Origin of the sequence: Nocardiopsis sp. SBT366 (assembly GCF_001083815.1) — a bacterium.
Lineage (GTDB): Bacteria > Actinomycetota > Actinomycetes > Streptosporangiales > Streptosporangiaceae > Nocardiopsis > Nocardiopsis prasina.
Window position 1 is genome coordinate 57,091 of the sequence record NZ_LAVM01000009.1, and the last position, 15,783, is coordinate 72,873.

Genomic DNA, 15,783 nt, shown 5'->3' on the forward strand with positions numbered 1-15,783 from the left:
ACTGGGCTGTCAAGCGGGAGGGGCGCTGGGTGAACAGCTGGAAGAGCGGGCCCGCCAGCCCGCACCCAGGGCGGCCCCCGCGATCACTTGGGCGACCGTGTGGCCCCCAGCCGCACCCGGGACCACGCCACGAGCGCGGCCAGCGGCACCAGGGCCAACATGTGCGCGCCATAGATGAGCGGCGCTAGCACGACCACGCCCCCGGCCGTGGCCGTGTGCACCAAGATCTTCCACCGGGCGACCACGGTGACGGCCAACGTGACGAACAGGGTGGCCAGCATCGCCACGACCAGCGCGACCACCGGCCGTGGAGCCCCCAGGAGGACCAGGGTCGCGCTACCGGCGCAGACGCAGGCGATGATGACGGCCCGTGGGACCAGGCGATGATGACGGCCCGTGGGACCAGGCGCTGCTTCCGGCCCCCGTGGTGGTCGCCCCACCAGCCCAGCCGCGCACCGAAGATGAGGATGCCGCAGAACAGGGCTGCCAGCAGCCCCCAGCCCAACCCGGAAGGGTCGGGGGTGGAGTACCAGCCCACGGCCAGGAGGATGACCCCAGGGCGCCGGGGGCGAAGGTCTCGGTGACCAGGCGTGCGGCGCGATCGCCCAGGCGCCGGCCGGGGGGCGGAGTGGTCATGTTCGGGCACGGCCAGCAGTGCCACCAGGCCCCCGTGCGGACTGCGCGATGCGGCGTGGCCCTGATACGGGCTGATCTCGGACACGCGAAAGGGCGTCCACCTGAGTGAACGCCCTTCGTTTGTCGGGACGGCGGGATTTGAACCCACGACCCCTTGACCCCCAGTCAAGTGCGCTACCAAACTGCGCTACGTCCCGGCCGCTGAGCGGACGCCGTAACCGGCGCCGCCAACGGGGAAGACTCTATCGCATGCCCCGGGGGGTTCGCACCACGATGCGCACCTTCGCGACGAGGTTCGGAGCCTGACAGAGACCCGGACGCGTTTTGGTCTGTTCGTTCCATAACGTGGTACGGTCACTGCCATGGGAAGACCACGTCAGTTCGATGAGGAGCGCGTGGTCCGGGCCGCCTGCCGGGCGTTCTGGACCCGGGGGTTCGACACGACCTCCACAGCGGACCTCTGTGAGGCCACAGGACTCACGCGCAGCAGCCTCTACAACACCTTCCACTCCAAGGAGCACCTCTTCAGGAGGGCGCTCTCGCACTACGCCACCACCATGACCGCGCGTCAGAGCGATGTCCTCGACACCCAGGGGCCGAGCGGGCTGGAGCGCCTGCGGACGCTGTTGTCGGCGATTGTGGACGACGAGCTGGACAACCAGCGCACGGGCCACGGCTCGGGGTGCTTCACCGTCAACACCATCACAGCGGCGGCCTCCCGAAATCCGGACATCGCCCGGCTGATCCAGGCCGACCAGGACAGGCGACTGGCATCGCTACGCCTGGCCATCATGGACGGCCAGCTCGACGGGTCCGTCACCGGTGAGCGCGAACCCGGCGAACTGGCCTGGTACACGACCTCCCTGATCTACGGGCTGCGGGTAGCCGCCCAGTCGGGCGCCGGACGCGAACCGCTGGAGGGCATCGCAGGCGTGGGACTCAGGGCGCTTCAGGCCTGAAGCCCTCATGTGGGCGCGCTCCTCCGCGCGGCCTCTTTTTGGATCGATCAATACAAAAAAGCGAGGCAGGATGCCCAAGTCAGTCCCCCTCATGGCACTCGGTATCTTCGCCATGGTCACCAGCGAACTCCTCGTCGGTGGGCTCATGCCGCAGATGGCGGAGGACCTGGGAACCACCGTGCCCAGGATCGGCTACCTGATCACCGCGTTCGCCCTGGCCATGGCGATCGGTGGGCCCATCCTCACCCTGGCCGTCCTGCGACTGCGCACCCACCACGCGCTCCTGGCCCTGTTCGTGGTGTTCTTCGCGGGCAACACCCTGGCCGCGCTGGCTCCCGGATACGGGCTCATGGTGCTCGCTCGGCTGATCACCGGTGCCGCTGCCGGAGCCTTCTTCGGGGTGGCCTTCTCCGCCGTCGCCCAGGTCACGCCAGCGCACCTGCGCGGCCGTGCGACCGGACTGGCGCTCCAGGGCCTCATGGTGGGCACGTTGTTGGGTCTGCCGCTGTCCGCGCTCATCGGCGTCCAGTTCGGCTGGCGCTCCGCGTTCGTCTTCGTCGGCGCGCTGACCGTGGTCGTCGCGATCGCCACCCTGCTGGCCCTGCCCCGCATGGATCGGCCCGGTTCCGCAAACAGTTCCAAGGAGGCGTTCCGCAGGCCACAGCTGTGGCGCGTCATGGGTACCTCGACCCTGATCATCGGTGCCACCTTCGCGGCGTTCTCCTACTTCACACCCGTTCTCACCGAGGTCAGCGGCTTCCCCCGGGGCATCGTGCCGCTGCTGCTGCTCGTCTACGGCGGGGCGACCGTGGTCGGCACCATGGTCGTCAGTCGCTTGGCACAGTCACACACCATCACCGTCATCGTCACGGGCCTGGCACTGAACACTGTCTTCCTCGTCGTCTTCGCTTTGTACGCCCACCTTCCAGGGGTCGCGCTGACGGCGATGGCGGGTGTCGGGCTGGTGGGCATCACCCTGAACCCGGCGATGATCACCCGGGTCCAGCGTGTGGGCGACACCGGCCCACTGGTCAACACCGTGCACTCCTCGTTCATCACCCTGGGCGTGGTGCTCGGTTCGTGGGTCGGCGGCCTGGGTGTGGAGGAGTTCGGTCTACGGGCGCCGCTGTGGGTCGGTGTCGGCCTCGCCCTGCTCGCTCTGGCCGCGATGGTGCCGGCCGCGCGCCGGGCGGCCCGGGTCGGGCACGAGGCCGCCGACACTGCGCAAGAACGGTCAAGCGCGGGCGAGGGCCCCCGGAACATACTGGTCACATGACCGAACCCACCACCGAATCCCCCTCCGGGCGGGACCGTCTGCGGGAGCTGCTCGACGCGGTTCTGGACGAGGACAACGCCCGACTGAGCGAGATGGCCGGGCAGGCGCACGCCTCCCCGTTCCACTTCAGCCGTCAGCTGTCCCGGGACACCGGGGAGTCACCGGTGGCACTGCGTCGGAGGGTCCTGCTGGAACGGGCCGCCTGGCGGATCGGACAGGGCAGCAGCGTCACCGACGCGGCCTTCGAGGCCGGGTACGCCTCCGTGGAGGGCTTCACACGGGCCTTCGCCCGGGCCTTCGGACACCCGCCGAGCGCCACCACGGCGGGCAGCGGCCGGTGGCTTCCCGCACCGAACGGCGTCCACTTCCACCCACCGATCCACCTGTGGGTCGAGGAGTACCAGAGGGGACGCCCCAGCATGGACGTGACCGCGCTCCAGACCCACCACGACGTGGACGACACCGCGCACCTCATCCGGCTCGCCGCCGCACTGCCCGAGGAGGAGTACCGCAGGGTACGGGAGGAGCGGACCGTCCTGTCCTGGGACGGACCCGAGGGTTCCATCGCCGCGACCCTGGACCACCTGGTGGGCACCAAGGAGTCGTGGCTCGCGGACACACCCGGGCGCGGGGCCGACGACCCGGAGTCGCTGCGGATCAGGCATGAGAGGGCGGGGGCGCGCTGGATCGCCGTGGTCACGGACATCGGACGTCGGGACGCCTGGGGAGACCGGCTCATCGACGCCCTGTGCGACCCGCCGGAGAGCTTCCTGCTCGGCGGGGTGGTGGCACACGTGCTCACCTACTCCGCTCACCGCAGGCAGAACGTCCGCCACATGCTGCGGGAGGCGGGGGTGGAGGTCGACCAGGGCGACCCCCTGGAGTGGTTGCCGGAACGCTACGAAGCACCGAGGAAACGGGGAGACACAGTATGAGGACCGTGTACGAGACCGCCACCAGTCTGGACGGGTTCATCGCCGACCAGGACAACTCTCTGGGCTGGCTGTTCGCCGTGGAGGGAGCGCAGGAGGGAGAGGAGGGCAGCGAGGCGATCGACGAGACCGCCGAGTTCATCAGGAACGCCGGGGCGATCGTCATGGGGGCGACCACCTACGAGTGGATCCACAAGTACGAGGGTGACAAGCCCTGGCCGTACGAGGCGCCCACCTGGGTGCTCACCCACCGGGAGCTGCCCCGGCTCGAGGGCGACCTCCGCTTCACCAGTGCCGACACCGACCAGGAGCTACGGGACCTGCACGCCGAGATGGCGCGGGCCGCGGACGGCCGTGATATCTGGGTGGTCGGCGGCGGACGGATCGCCGCGGACCTGGCCAGGCTGGGGCTGCTGGACGAGGTGTCGGTGTCGGTGGCCCCGGTGAGTCTGGGCGGGGGCGCGCCCCTGCTCGACGGACGGGTGCGGCTGCGGCCCCTGGAGGCCAAGCTCGTGGGCGCCTTCGCCTGTCTTCGCTACGAGGTCGTCAAGGACTGACCAAGGGGGCGTCGCTCGCACCGGCGCCCCCTCAGCCCGCTTCCAGAGCCAGCAGCCGGTCGGCCGCCCGGGACACCTCGTTCTCGTTGAACACGGCCACCCCGTTCTCGCGGAGCAGGTGCGCGGTCACACCCTCACCGGTCACCTTGCGTCCCTCGAAGGCTCCGTCGTACACCTCGCGTGTGCCACACGAGGGGCTGGACTCCTTGAGCAGAGCCACCGCCACGCCGTGCGCCCGCGCGGTGGCCAGCGCCGCCCTCGCTCCGGAGACGAAGTGGTCGGTGACGTCCACCCCCTCGGGGGTGCGGATACGGGCCCGACCGGCGAGCACGTCGGCGGCGTCCGCGCCGGGCTCGATCTCGGCGGGCGGTCTGGGCACCGGCAGTCCCCCGGCGATCTCCGGGCAGTGCACCACCAGGCGGCCCTCCTCCCGCCAGCGGGTGACGGTGTCGTCCCCCACCGATTTGGCCCGACCGTCATAACGGACCCTGCGCCCCATCAGGCACGCGCTGACCAGCACTTTACGCATGAGGCCAACGCTACCGCCACTGACACGTACACCTCCCACGCTTCCACCACCCAAAGTGTTTGTCTGTGTACTTCAGGTGATTTCACCGAGGGGGAGAAGTGAGCGAACAACCGGGCCGGCAGACCCTGAAGACGGAGCACAGGACCACGCGCAAGGCCGTGGTCGCGGCGGCGATCGGCAACGCGACCGAGTGGTACGACTTCGGTGTCTACAGCTACCTCGCCGTGACGATCGGTCTGGTCTTCTACCCGTCGCAGTCGGCCGGTGTGCAGCTCATCGCCACGTTCACGACGTTCGCGGCGGCCTTCCTGGTCCGTCCGCTCGGCGGCATGTTCTTCGGCCCCCTCGGCGACCGGATCGGCCGCAAACGCGTCCTGGCCGCCACCATGCTGCTCATGGCGGTCAGCACCTTCTCGATCGGGCTCATCCCCTCGGCCGCGACCATCGGTATCGTCGCGCCGATCCTGTTGCTGCTCGCCCGCATGCTCCAGGGCTTCTCCACGGGCGGCGAATACGGCGGCGCCACCACGTTCATCGCCGAGTACGCCCCGGACAAGCGACGGGGGTTCCTCTCCTCGTGGCTGGAGTTCGGCACGGTCAGCGGTTACATCGGCGGCGCCTCCATCGTCACGGTGATGACCCTGCTCCTGGGCTCCGACACCATGCAGGACTGGGGCTGGCGCATCCCGTTCCTCTTGGCCCTGCCTCTGGGCGCCATCGGTCTCTACCTGCGGGTGAAGCTGGAGGAGACCCCGGTCTACAACCAGAACACCGACGGTTTCGCCAAGGACGAGCAGGGTGAGCGCCGCAAGGGCCAGCTCAAGGAGACGATCGTCGGCCAGTGGCACGCCATCGTCCTGTGCATCGGCCTGGTCATGGTCTTCAACGTCAACAACTACATGGTGACCGCCTACATGCCCACCTACCTGGAGGCGGTGCTGGGATACAGCTCCACCCTGGCCCTGGTGGTGACCCTGGGCGCCATGATCTTCATGCTGGCCACCGTCACGCTGTTCGGCTTCATGAGCGACCGGGTGGGCCGCAGGCCCGTCCTGATGTCCGGCTGCTTCTTCGGGATCCTGTTGTCCCTGCCCGCCTTCTGGCTGCTGCAACAGGGCACGGCGTGGGCGGCGGCCCTGGGCGTGCTGGTCCTGGCCTTCACCCTGGTGCACTTCTCCGGCGCGGGCCCCGCCTCGCTCCCGGCCTTCTTCCCGACCAAGGTCCGCTACGGTGCCCTGGCCATCAGCTTCAACATCTCGGTGGCGCTGTTCGGCGGCACCACCCCGCTGATCTCGGAGTCGTTGGTGCAGGCCACCGGGAACCCGTACTCCCCCGCCTGGCTGGTGATGGCCGCGAGCATGATCGGACTCGTCGTGGTCTGGCGGATGAGGGAGAGCGCCGGGCAACCGCTGCCCGGAGCCCCGGTCATCCCCGTCCCGGAGCGCGCTCCAGGCACCTCGAGGAAACTGCCCTACCCGAGGAAGAGCGGCGAGTTCGGCAGGGGCATCCGGGGCAGCAACGTTCGCCGCCTGCCCACGGACACCTGACCGGAGACCGGGCACGACGAAGGGGGCGCCCCACCGGGACGCCCCCTACTCATGCCTCGAACCCGCCGCTAGCGGCGGCCGCCGCCACGCGGCTTGCGGTCCGGACGCACACTGCCCTTGGAGGCGCGGCCCGGGGTGGCGTTCTTCTTCTCCCGGATACGCATGCTGATGTGCACCGGGGTCCCCTCGAAACCGAAGTCCTCGCGCAGACGACGCTCGATGAACCGGCGGTAGTTCTCCTCAAGGAACCCGGTCGTGAACAGGATGAAGTGCGGCGGACGCGCACCGGCCTGCGTCGCGAACAGGATCTTGGGCTGCTTGCCGCCACGCACCGGCGGCGGGGTGGCCGCCACCAGCTCCTTGAGCCAGTTGTTGAGCTGGCCCGTGGAGATGCGCTGGTTCCATCCGGCCAGGCTGGTCTCGATCGCCGGGACCAGGCGCTCCATGTGGCGGCCGGTCATGGCGGAGATGTTCACCCGGGGAGCCCAGGAGACCCGCGCCAGCTGGCGGTCGATCTCCTTCTCCAGGTAGATGCGGCGCTCCTCGTCGAGGACGTCCCACTTGTTGAAGGCCAGCACCAGACCGCGCCCGGCCTCCACGACCTGCTCCACGACCCGGATGTCCTGCTCGGCCAGCGGCTCGCTGACGTCCATCAGCACCACGGCCACCTCGGCCCGCTCCAGAGCGGTGCCGGTGCGCATCGTCGCGTAGTAGTCGGCGCCCTGGAGCGCGCGGAACCGACGGCGGATACCGGCGGTGTCGATGAACTTCCAGGTCTGGCCGCCCAGCTCGATCAGCTCGTCGACCGCGTCACGGGTGGTACCCGCGACCGAGTCCACGACCACGCGGTCCTCACCGGCGAGCCGGTTGAGCAGGCTGGACTTGCCCACGTTCGGGCGACCCAGCAGGGCGATGCGGGACGGGCCGTCCTCCTCGTCCTCGGCCTCACCCACGGGGGTCTCGGGGAAGGCCTCCACGATGGCGTCCAGCATGTCACCGGTACCGCGACCGTGCAGGGCGCTGATCGGGAACGGCTGTCCCACACCCAGGTTCCACAGGTCGAGGGCGTCGGCCTCCTGCTGCCCGCCGTCCACCTTGTTGGCGGCCAGCACCACGGGCTTCTTCGTGGCGCGCAGGACGCGGGTGACCGCGGCGTCGGCGTCGGTGATGCCCACGGTCGCGTCGACCACGAACAGGATGACGTCGGCGGTCTGCGCGGCGTACTCGGCCTGGCGGGCGACCATCGCGGCCAGCCCGCTGACGCTGGTCTCCCAGCCTCCGGTGTCCACCAGCGTGAAGCGGTGGCTCTGCCACTCGGCGTCGTAGGCCACCCGGTCACGGGTCACGCCCGGGACGTCCTCGACCACGGCCTCACGACGGCCGATGATCCGGTTCACCAGGCTGGACTTACCGACGTTGGGGCGGCCGACCACGGCGACGACGGGCAGCGCCGTCTCCTCGCCCTCGGGCGCCTCGCCCACGTCGGACACGTCGAACTCAATCATGTACTCACTCCCGGTTACAGGTCCTCACGCGCCCAGGATGCGTGCCGCGAGGATGTCGAAGGATTCAGCGCGATCGCCACGTGAATCACCACGGGCGCCACCGAGGGCGCCCGTGTCCTGCCACGGAGGGCAACCCCCGTGGATGTTCGTGTGTTCCCCCTGGCGGGGGTGGTGTGGCCGGTCTCTCCCCGGCCTCCCACCGTCTCCGGCGGGTCGCGCGCTAGCTGTCGCGGGCCTCGTCGGCCAGCTTGACGACCAGGGCGATGACCTCGTCGAGGGTGAGGCCGGTGGTGTCGAGCTCGGTGGCGTCGGCGGTCTGCGTCAGCGGCGAGTGGGCCCGGCTGGAGTCGAGCTTGTCCCGACGGGCCAGGTCGGCCTGGGTGGCCGCGACGTCGACGGTCCGGACCTCCTTGCTGCGACGCTGCGCGCGCGCCTCGGAGCTGGCGGTCAGGAACAGCTTGACGGGGGCCTCGGGGGCGACGACCGTCGTGATGTCACGGCCCTCCACCACGATACCCGCACCCTGCTCACGAGCGGTCTCGATGACCTCGCGCTGGGTCCGCACCAGCAGCTCACGGGCCTCGGGCACGGCCGAGACGGCGCTGACGCTGGTGGTGACCTCCTTGCCGCGGATCTCGGCGGCCACGTCGCGGCCGTCCACCGTCACGGACGGAGCGGACGGGTCGGTGCCCATCGAGATCACGGGGCGGCCGACGTTGGCGGCCACCGCGGCGGCGTCGTCGACGTCCACGCCGTTGTCCAGCATCCACCAGGTCAGGGCCCGGTACATGGCCCCGGTGTCGAGGTAGCGCAGCTCCCGCGCCCTGGCGACACCCCTGGCCGTGCTGGACTTGCCCGACCCGGAGGGACCGTCGATGGCGATGACGATGCCCTTGTCCTGCGCGCTCACTGCTGCTGACTCCCGAGATCACTGTGCCTGCGTCGGCGTCTGGTGTCGCCGACGCCTCAGCCTACCTTCGCGCCGAGACGCCCGGCACCACGGGCACCGGCCGTGGATTCACAGGCCCGGGTGCACCGACCAGCCGTCGGCGGAAAGCGCGGCGGCGAGGGTGTCGACCGCCTCAGGGAGCAGGTACAGCTCGGCCACACCCAGCGGCAGGCCGGGGCTGTGCTCGATCCGCACGTCCTCGATGTTGACTCCAGCAGTGGCGGCCGCCGCGAACAGGCGCCCCAGGGCTCCGGGCTCGTCCGGGATGACCACGGGGATCACGGTGTACTCGGGGCGCCGGACCGACCCGTGCTTGCCGGGGATGCGCGCCTGCCCCGAACGCCCGCGCGCCAGCAGGTCGCGGACGGGCTCCAGGTCGTCCCGAAGCGGGGTCCCGGGCCCGGCCTGGCTCCAGGAGCGCAGGGCGTCGGCGGTGACGGCCAGGTCCGCGGCCACCCCGCGCAGCACCTCGGCCACCGGACCCGCGTTGTGGGTGAGGATCTCCTCCCACATGGCCGGATCGCCCCCGGCGATCCGGGTGACGTCGCGCACCCCCTGGCCCGCCAGGGTCAGCGCGTCGTCATCTCCGGACAGCAGCCGGGCGGCCACCGCGGAGGAGGCCACGTGCGGGGCGTGCGAGACCAGCGCCACCGCGCGGTCGTGCGCCCGGGCGTCCAGCACCAGCGGGTCCGCGCCGCACGCGCGGGCCAGGCCGGCCACCGCCTCGACGGACGCCTGGTCGGCCTCCGGAGTGGGGCACAGCGCCCAGGAGCGGCCGAGGAACAGGTCGGCGCGGGCGGCGCCCGGACCGTGCTTCTCCCTGCCGCCCATGGGATGTCCGGGCACGAAGGTCGCCATGTCGCAGCCGAGCCGCTCCGCGCCCTCGAGCACACTCGTCTTCACACTGGCCACGTCGGTGTACACCTGGGCCAGCTTCCGCTGCTGGGCGTCGCGCAGCACCGCCGGGACGACGGCGGGCGGGGCGGCGATCACGGCGAGGTCCACGGGGGCGCCGTGCCCGGCCTCCTCCAGCGGACGCCCCGCTCCGAGGTCGCAGGCCAGGTTCAGGGAGGCGGGGTCCGGGTCGCTGAGGGTGACGTCGACGTCGCGCGCACGCAGAGCCAGGGCGATCGACGTACCGATCAGACCGGTCCCGACCACGGTGACCCGACGCGGCTCCGTCCGGCGCGTCCCGGCCGCTTCCTCGCCCACAGCACTCCCCCGCTTCACCGTGCCCACGCCTGTCGCGGGCACGGTCCAAGGGTACGACCTCCTGACCAGGCCTCCCGCCCGCGGTTCCGGTGGAGTCCCCGGTCGGGAGGGGCGGCGGCGCCGGGTCTGCTACTGGGCGATGTCCAGGCGCAGGGCCTGGGCACCGCGCAGGTAGACGTGCTGGACCTCGGAGCGCGGGAGGTCGGTCTCCACGTGGGCCATCAGCCGCACCACGCGCGGCAGGGCGCCGGGGACGTCGATCTCGGACGCGCACATCAGAGGAACGTCGGTGAAGCCCACACCGCGCGCCGCCAGCGCGGGAAACTCGCTGTTCAGGTCAGTGGTGGCAGTGAACAACACACTGATCACGTCGTCGGTGGTGAGCCCGTTGCGCCGCATCACCTCGGAGACCAGTTCGGTGGTGGCCTCCAGTACCTGCTCGCGTTCGTCCGCGTCGACCTGCACCGCACCGCGAATGGCCCGTACCGCCACGTTCGATCCCGCTTTCGTCCTCGTCGGTGGTGCCGTCGCCTTGGGGGACACAGGAGACGGCGGCCGCTCCCCGAGAGTGGGGCGCGACCGCCGTCAACTGTATCGACAGACCTCCGGGTCAGAGACCCGCGGCCTTGTAGAGTTCGCCGACCTCACGCGAGCTGAGCGCACGCATGGTGCCCAGACGCAGGGTGTTGAGGTCGATCGGACCGACCTGGGTGCGGGCCAGGTCCGCGACCGGGTGGCCCACCGCCTCCATGAGGCGACGCACGATGTGCTTGCGTCCCTCGTGCAGACGGATCTCCACCATGGCCTGGGCGTCGTCGTTGTCGACCACGCGGAAGGAGTCGACCTGGACCGGCCCGTCCTCCAGCTCCACGCCCTTCTGGATCTCGCGCACCACGCGGTGCGGCACCGGGCCGGGCACCTTCGCGAGGTAGGTCTTGACGACCTTGTAGCGCGGGTGCGTGAGGCGGTTGGCCAGGTCACCGTCGTTGGTCAGCAGGATGAGGCCCTCGGTCTCGGTGTCCAGCCGACCCACGTGGAAGATGCGCTCGGCGGTCTGACCGGCGTAGTCGGCCAGGGTCGGGCGACCCTCCGGGTCCCACATGGTGCTGACCACGCCGCGCGGCTTGTTCAGCGCGAAGTACAGCTTGTCCGGGGCGGTGACCACGCGCATGTCGTCGACACGGATCTCGGAGGCCTCGGGGTCGACCCGGGCACCGAAGCGCTTGACGATCTGGCCGTCGACACTGACCCGACCGGCCGCGATCATCTCCTCGCTGGCCCGACGGCTGGCGACACCGGCCGCGGCCAGCGCCTTCTGGAGCCGGATGCCGTTGGGGACGTCCGTGTAGGTGTCACGGGAGTCGCCCTCGTGGCGGTCCTCGTCACGCGGGTTGTAGTCCGCGCGCAGGGCGCTGAGCCGCTCACGCGCCGCCTTGGAGAGCTGGTTCTCGCTCTTGCCGTCGCTGACGGGCGCGTGGTCGCGACGGGCCGGACGCTGGTCGGGGTCACGGCGGGGACGGTCGTCCCGAACCTGCGGACGCCCGCCACGGTTGTCGTCACGGCGCTGGTAGCCACCACCGCGCTTGTCGTCACGGCCCGGGAGGCGACGCCCCTGGGCGTCACGGCGGGGACGCTCGTCGCGGTGACCGCCACGGTTGTCGTCACGGCCCTGATAGCCGCCACCACGCTTGTCGTCACGGCGGGGACGGTCGTCGCGGCCCTGCGGACGGCCGCCACGGTTGTCGTCACGACGCTCGAAGGAACGGCCACCACGGTCGTCGCGCCGCTGGTCGCGGCCCTGCGGGCGGCGGTCGTCACGGTCGAAGCGACCACCACGGTTGTCGTCACGACGTTCGAAGGAACGACCACCACGGTCGTCCCGGCCCTGCGGACGGCGGTCGTCGCGCTCGAACCGGCCACCGCCACGGCGGTCGTCCCGGCTCCGGTCGTCGCGGCGGGGGCGGTCGTCACGGCCCTGCGGACGGCCTCCACTGTCGTCACGGCTCTGGTACCCGCCACGGCCACGGTCGTCACGGCCCTGCGGACGGCCACCACGGTCGTCGCGGCTCTGGTACCCGCCACGGCCACGGTCGTCACGGCCCTGCGGACGGCCACCACGGTCGTCGCGGCTCTGGTACCCGCCACGGCCACGGTCGTCACGGCCCTGCGGACGGCCACCACGGTCGTCGCGGCTCTGGTACCCGCCACGGCCACGGTCGTCACGGCCCTGCGGACGGCCACCACGGTCGTCACGGTCGAAGCGACCACCACGGTTGTCGTCACGACGGTCGTAGGAGCGACCCCCACGGTCATCGCGACCCTGGTAGCCGCCACGCCGGTCATCGCGGCCCTGCTGACCACCACGGTCACGGTCGTCACGGCCTCGGTCATCGCGGTTCTGGTACCCGCCACGGCCACGGTCGTCGTCACGACGGTCGTAGGAGCGACCCCCACGGTCATCGCGACCCTGGTAGCCGCCACGCCGGTCGTCCCGGCCCTGCTGACCACCACGGTCACGGTCGTCACGGCGGGGACGGTCGTCCCGGTCGTAGCGTCCGCCACCGCTGCGGTCGAGGCCGCGTCGGTCGTCGCGGGGGCCTCGGCCGCCGCGGTTGTCATAGTCGCCGCGCTCACCGCGCGGGGCGTGTCCGTCCCGCTCACCACGGGAACGTTCTCTGTTAGGTGTGCTCACCGGTGTCGTCAAGACCTTCGATGTCGTCGGGGAGGAACGGCGCCAGATCAGGCAGTTCGTCCAGGCCACGCAGGCCCAGCCGTTCCAGGAAATAGGAAGTGGTCCGATACAGCAGCGCACCGGACTCGGGATCGTGTCCGGCCTCTTCGATCAGGCCCCTCAGTACGAGGGTACGCATAACCCCGTCGCAGTTGACCCCGCGAACGGCGGAGACCCTGCCACGTGAGACCGGCTGGCGGTAGGCGACGACGGCCATCGTCTCCAGTGCGGCCTGTGTGAGCCGCACCTCCTGCCCCTCCCTGAGGAAGTGCTCGACGATGTCGGCGCACTCCGGGCGCGTGTAAACACGCCACCCGTCGGCCACCGCCCGTAGGTCGAAACCACGGCCCTGTTCGGTGTATTCCCGGGAGAGTTCCTCCAGGGTACGGGTCACCAGCTCAAGCGGCACGTCCATGGCGCGGGCCAGGTCGTACTCGGACACCGGCTGGTCGACCACCATCAGCACGGCCTCCAGGTCGCGGCGCAGGGCCGGGGGCGTGGAGAGCTCCTCGGCCCCGGCGGTGTGCTCTGCGGTCATCACTGCTCCCCCGGTGTCGTCTCGGCGGTCGGTTCCGCCTCGTCGTAGTCGGACTCCAACTCGACGTCCTCGTCGCCGCCGGTCCAGGTGACGGTCAGCTGCTCCAGCGGAACGGGCTGGTCGAAGCCCACGTTCGCGGCGCGGTAGAGCTCCAGCAGGGCCAGGAAGCGGGCGACGACCTCGAAGGTACCGTCGCACTCGGCCGTCAGCTGGGCGAACGTCAGCTGCCCATGCTCCCGGAGTTCGGCCACCATCAGCTCGCCCTGCTCCTTGACGGAGGTCTTGGTGAGGTGGATGTGGGTGACCGAGACGCTCGGCGGTTCCCTCGGGGTGAACACCAGGCCGGCCAGCGCCGCGAACTCCTCGGGGCCGAGCCTGAACAGCACGTCCGGCCGCATTCCCGCGAACCGCTCCTCCAACGGAACCGCCCGCGCGTACCTGCGGCCCTGCGTGGCCAGGCGCTCGCGCATGAAGGAGGCGACCTCCTTGTAGGCGCGGTACTGGAGCAGCCGGGCGAACAACAGGTCGCGCGCCTCCAGCAGCGCCAGGTCCGCCTCGTCCTCCACGTCGCCGCGCGGCAGCAGGCGGGCGGCCTTGAGATCGAGCAGGGTGGCCGCGACCAGCAGGAAGTTGCTGGCCTGGTCCAGGTCCCAGTCGTCGCCGAACCTGCGGATGTGCGCGATGAACTCGTCGGTGACCTTCGACAGCGACACCTCGGTGATGTCCAGCTTGTGCTTGGAGATCAGTCCGAGGAGCAGGTCGAAGGGGCCCTCGAAGTTGTCCAGGTGCACCTGGAAGGCGTTCTCGTCGACCTCGTCGGCGCCGTCCGCCCCCGGCGGTGCGCCCTTCTGGTCAGTCACCATGAAGGGTCCACGTCTTCTCGCTCATGACACAAGGGTGTCACCGGCTGGGACCAGCCGGTGACACCCTCACTCCCGTGTTCCCGGTCGCCGTCCGCTCCCCCAGCGGTCGGCCCGGGGACGTCAGTCCTCGGTCAGCCGGCGCACCAGCATGCTGCTGGAGCCGTGCTCCTCGAAGTCGGCGAGCAACATGGCGACGGCCTCGCGAACGAGGCGGCCGCGGTCGGCCGACAACCCGTGCTCCGCGCGCAGCGAGAGCCGGGTCTGTTCCAGGGCCAGCAGCTCGGCCCCGGAGACGTAGACGGTGATCTTCTCGTCGTGGCGTTGGCGCCCGCTCGGCTTCGGAGCGCGGCGTACCTTGCTCCGCCCCCTGCCGTTCGACTTGCGCGCGGGCCGCTCCGACGAGGCCTCGGTGGTGCTCTGTCGATCCTGTTCCGGTACCTGGTACTGGCGTTCGGTCTCGACCGGTTCCTCTTCGGGACCGGAGGGGCGGAAGAACAGCTCGTCCGCCCCGGGTAGCGTCACACGTCGTGACCGCTGAGAGGCCACCTCGCCAGCACCTCCTTGGCCAGCGACCGGTAGGCGTTGGCCCCGGCCGAGGACGAGTCGAACCTCGTGATGGGTTCGCCGGCCACGGTGGCGTCCGGGAAGCGCACGGTTCGGTTGATCACCGTGCCGTACACCTTGTCGCCGAAGCCGTCCACGATCGTGGACAGCACCTCGCGGGCGTGCAGGGTGCGCGGGTCGTACATGGTGCCGAGGAAACCGTCGATGACGAGGTCCTCGTTCAGGCGCTCCTGCACCTTCTGGATGGTGTCCATCAGCAGAGCGACACCGCGCAGCGCGAAGAACTCGCACTCCAGCGGCACGATGACCCCGTCCGCCGCGGTCAGCGCGTTGACGGTCAGCAGGCCCAGCGAAGGCTGGCAGTCGATGAGGATGACGTCGTAGTCGTTGATGACCGGGCGCAGCGCGCGCCCCAGCATCTGCTCACGGGCCACCTCGCCGACCAGCTGCACCTCTGCGGCCGACAGGTCGATGTTGCTCGGAATGAGGTCCAGGCCGTCGACGTCAGTCTTGAGCAGGACGTCCTCGACCGTCACGTCGCGCTGCATGAGCAGGTTGTAGACGGTCAGGTCCAGCTCGCGCGGGTCCAGCCGTCCCAGGCCCACCGACAGCGCGCCCTGCGGGTCGAAGTCGACCAGCAGTACCCGTCTGCCGTACTCCGCGATGGCTGCACCGAGGTTGATGGTGGTGGTGGTCTTACCGACCCCACCCTTCTGGTTACAGAGTGCTACAATCCGTGCCGGACCGTGTTCGTCAAGCGGCGCAGGCTCCGGATATGTACGCACGGGTCTCTTGGTGTGCAGATCCGCCCCCGTGTTGCGTGTCGTCCCCCACGGGTTGCTCACCGGGTCGGCGAAGCCCTCCTTGCCGACGGGTGCGGTGTTCGCCGCCTCGTCGTTGTCCGACCAGTTCACAACCCTTGACCTCCCCTACGGACCGGCCACGGCCCGATGGGACTCTTGACGTCTCCCACGACTGGCCGCCG

At 70.4% G+C, this 15,783-nt stretch carries 16 protein-coding genes and 1 tRNA gene; 5 read left to right on the forward strand and 12 right to left on the reverse strand.

Features of this window, described 5'->3' with window-relative positions:
- Positions 1 to 83: 83 nt before the first annotated feature.
- Positions 84 to 302 (reverse strand): hypothetical protein, encoded by a 219-nt coding sequence (locus ADX84_RS26555; protein WP_049567894.1) that lies wholly within the window; start codon positions 300 to 302, stop codon positions 84 to 86.
- 457 nt (positions 303 to 759) lie between these two features.
- Positions 760 to 833: transfer RNA gene (locus ADX84_RS04390), tRNA-Pro, on the reverse strand.
- A gap of 165 nt (positions 834 to 998) precedes the next feature.
- Here ADX84_RS04390 and ADX84_RS04395 point away from each other — a divergent pair.
- From ADX84_RS04395 to ADX84_RS04410, 4 genes are all read left to right on the forward strand, one after another.
- Positions 999 to 1,595, forward strand: coding sequence for a TetR/AcrR family transcriptional regulator (locus tag ADX84_RS04395; protein WP_049567897.1), 597 nt, complete (start codon positions 999 to 1,001; stop codon positions 1,593 to 1,595).
- Positions 1,596 to 1,665: 70 nt separating this feature from the next.
- A complete protein-coding gene (locus tag ADX84_RS04400) occupies positions 1,666 to 2,871 on the forward strand; it encodes an MFS transporter (RefSeq protein ID WP_199776471.1) in 1,206 nt (401 codons plus the stop codon).
- Positions 2,868 to 3,806: a helix-turn-helix transcriptional regulator gene (locus tag ADX84_RS04405; RefSeq protein ID WP_049567902.1), complete on the forward strand. Its 939-nt coding sequence runs from the start codon at positions 2,868 to 2,870 to the stop codon at positions 3,804 to 3,806. The genes ADX84_RS04400 and ADX84_RS04405 overlap by 4 nt, the downstream gene beginning before the upstream one ends.
- Positions 3,803 to 4,360 (forward strand): dihydrofolate reductase family protein, encoded by a 558-nt coding sequence (locus ADX84_RS04410; protein ID WP_049567905.1) that lies wholly within the window; start codon positions 3,803 to 3,805, stop codon positions 4,358 to 4,360. Before ADX84_RS04405 ends, ADX84_RS04410 begins: the two co-directional genes overlap by 4 nt.
- A 31-nt stretch (positions 4,361 to 4,391) precedes the next feature.
- On the opposite strand, the gene ADX84_RS04415 is transcribed toward ADX84_RS04410, so the two are convergent.
- A complete protein-coding gene (locus ADX84_RS04415) occupies positions 4,392 to 4,889 on the reverse strand; it encodes a DUF523 domain-containing protein (protein WP_049567908.1) in 498 nt (165 codons plus the stop codon).
- Between the two features lie 98 nt (positions 4,890 to 4,987).
- Between ADX84_RS04415 and ADX84_RS04420 the strand changes: the two genes are divergently transcribed.
- Positions 4,988 to 6,436, forward strand: a complete 1,449-nt coding sequence (locus tag ADX84_RS04420; protein WP_049567910.1) for an MFS transporter — start codon at positions 4,988 to 4,990, stop codon at positions 6,434 to 6,436.
- A 68-nt stretch (positions 6,437 to 6,504) separates the two neighbouring features.
- On the opposite strand, the gene der is transcribed toward ADX84_RS04420, so the two are convergent.
- From der to ADX84_RS04470, 9 genes are all read right to left on the reverse strand, one after another.
- Positions 6,505 to 7,941, reverse strand: coding sequence for a ribosome biogenesis GTPase Der (gene der / locus ADX84_RS04425; RefSeq protein WP_049567915.1), 1,437 nt, complete (start codon positions 7,939 to 7,941; stop codon positions 6,505 to 6,507).
- A gap of 220 nt (positions 7,942 to 8,161) precedes the next feature.
- On the reverse strand, positions 8,162 to 8,851 hold the full coding sequence (gene cmk, locus ADX84_RS04430; protein WP_049567918.1) for a (d)CMP kinase: 690 nt from the start codon (positions 8,849 to 8,851) through the stop codon (positions 8,162 to 8,164).
- 108 nt (positions 8,852 to 8,959) lie between these two features.
- Positions 8,960 to 10,102, reverse strand: a complete 1,143-nt coding sequence (locus tag ADX84_RS04435; protein WP_049567920.1) for a prephenate dehydrogenase — start codon at positions 10,100 to 10,102, stop codon at positions 8,960 to 8,962.
- A 129-nt stretch (positions 10,103 to 10,231) separates the two neighbouring features.
- Positions 10,232 to 10,594 (reverse strand): chorismate mutase, encoded by a 363-nt coding sequence (gene aroH, locus ADX84_RS04440; RefSeq protein ID WP_049567923.1) that lies wholly within the window; start codon positions 10,592 to 10,594, stop codon positions 10,232 to 10,234.
- Positions 10,595 to 10,712: 118 nt separating this feature from the next.
- A complete protein-coding gene (locus ADX84_RS25270) occupies positions 10,713 to 12,794 on the reverse strand; it encodes a pseudouridine synthase (RefSeq protein ID WP_082206290.1) in 2,082 nt (693 codons plus the stop codon).
- On the reverse strand, positions 12,781 to 13,371 hold the full coding sequence (gene scpB / locus ADX84_RS04455; protein WP_017544594.1) for an SMC-Scp complex subunit ScpB: 591 nt from the start codon (positions 13,369 to 13,371) through the stop codon (positions 12,781 to 12,783). Before scpB ends, ADX84_RS25270 begins: the two co-directional genes overlap by 14 nt.
- Positions 13,371 to 14,234, reverse strand: a complete 864-nt coding sequence (locus ADX84_RS04460; protein WP_049567926.1) for a ScpA family protein — start codon at positions 14,232 to 14,234, stop codon at positions 13,371 to 13,373. Before ADX84_RS04460 ends, scpB begins: the two co-directional genes overlap by 1 nt.
- A 120-nt stretch (positions 14,235 to 14,354) precedes the next feature.
- A complete protein-coding gene (locus ADX84_RS04465; protein ID WP_049567928.1) occupies positions 14,355 to 14,756 on the reverse strand; it encodes a hypothetical protein in 402 nt (133 codons plus the stop codon).
- A complete protein-coding gene (locus ADX84_RS04470; RefSeq protein WP_049567931.1) occupies positions 14,753 to 15,712 on the reverse strand; it encodes a ParA family protein in 960 nt (319 codons plus the stop codon). Before ADX84_RS04470 ends, ADX84_RS04465 begins: the two co-directional genes overlap by 4 nt.
- Positions 15,713 to 15,783 lie beyond the last annotated feature (71 nt).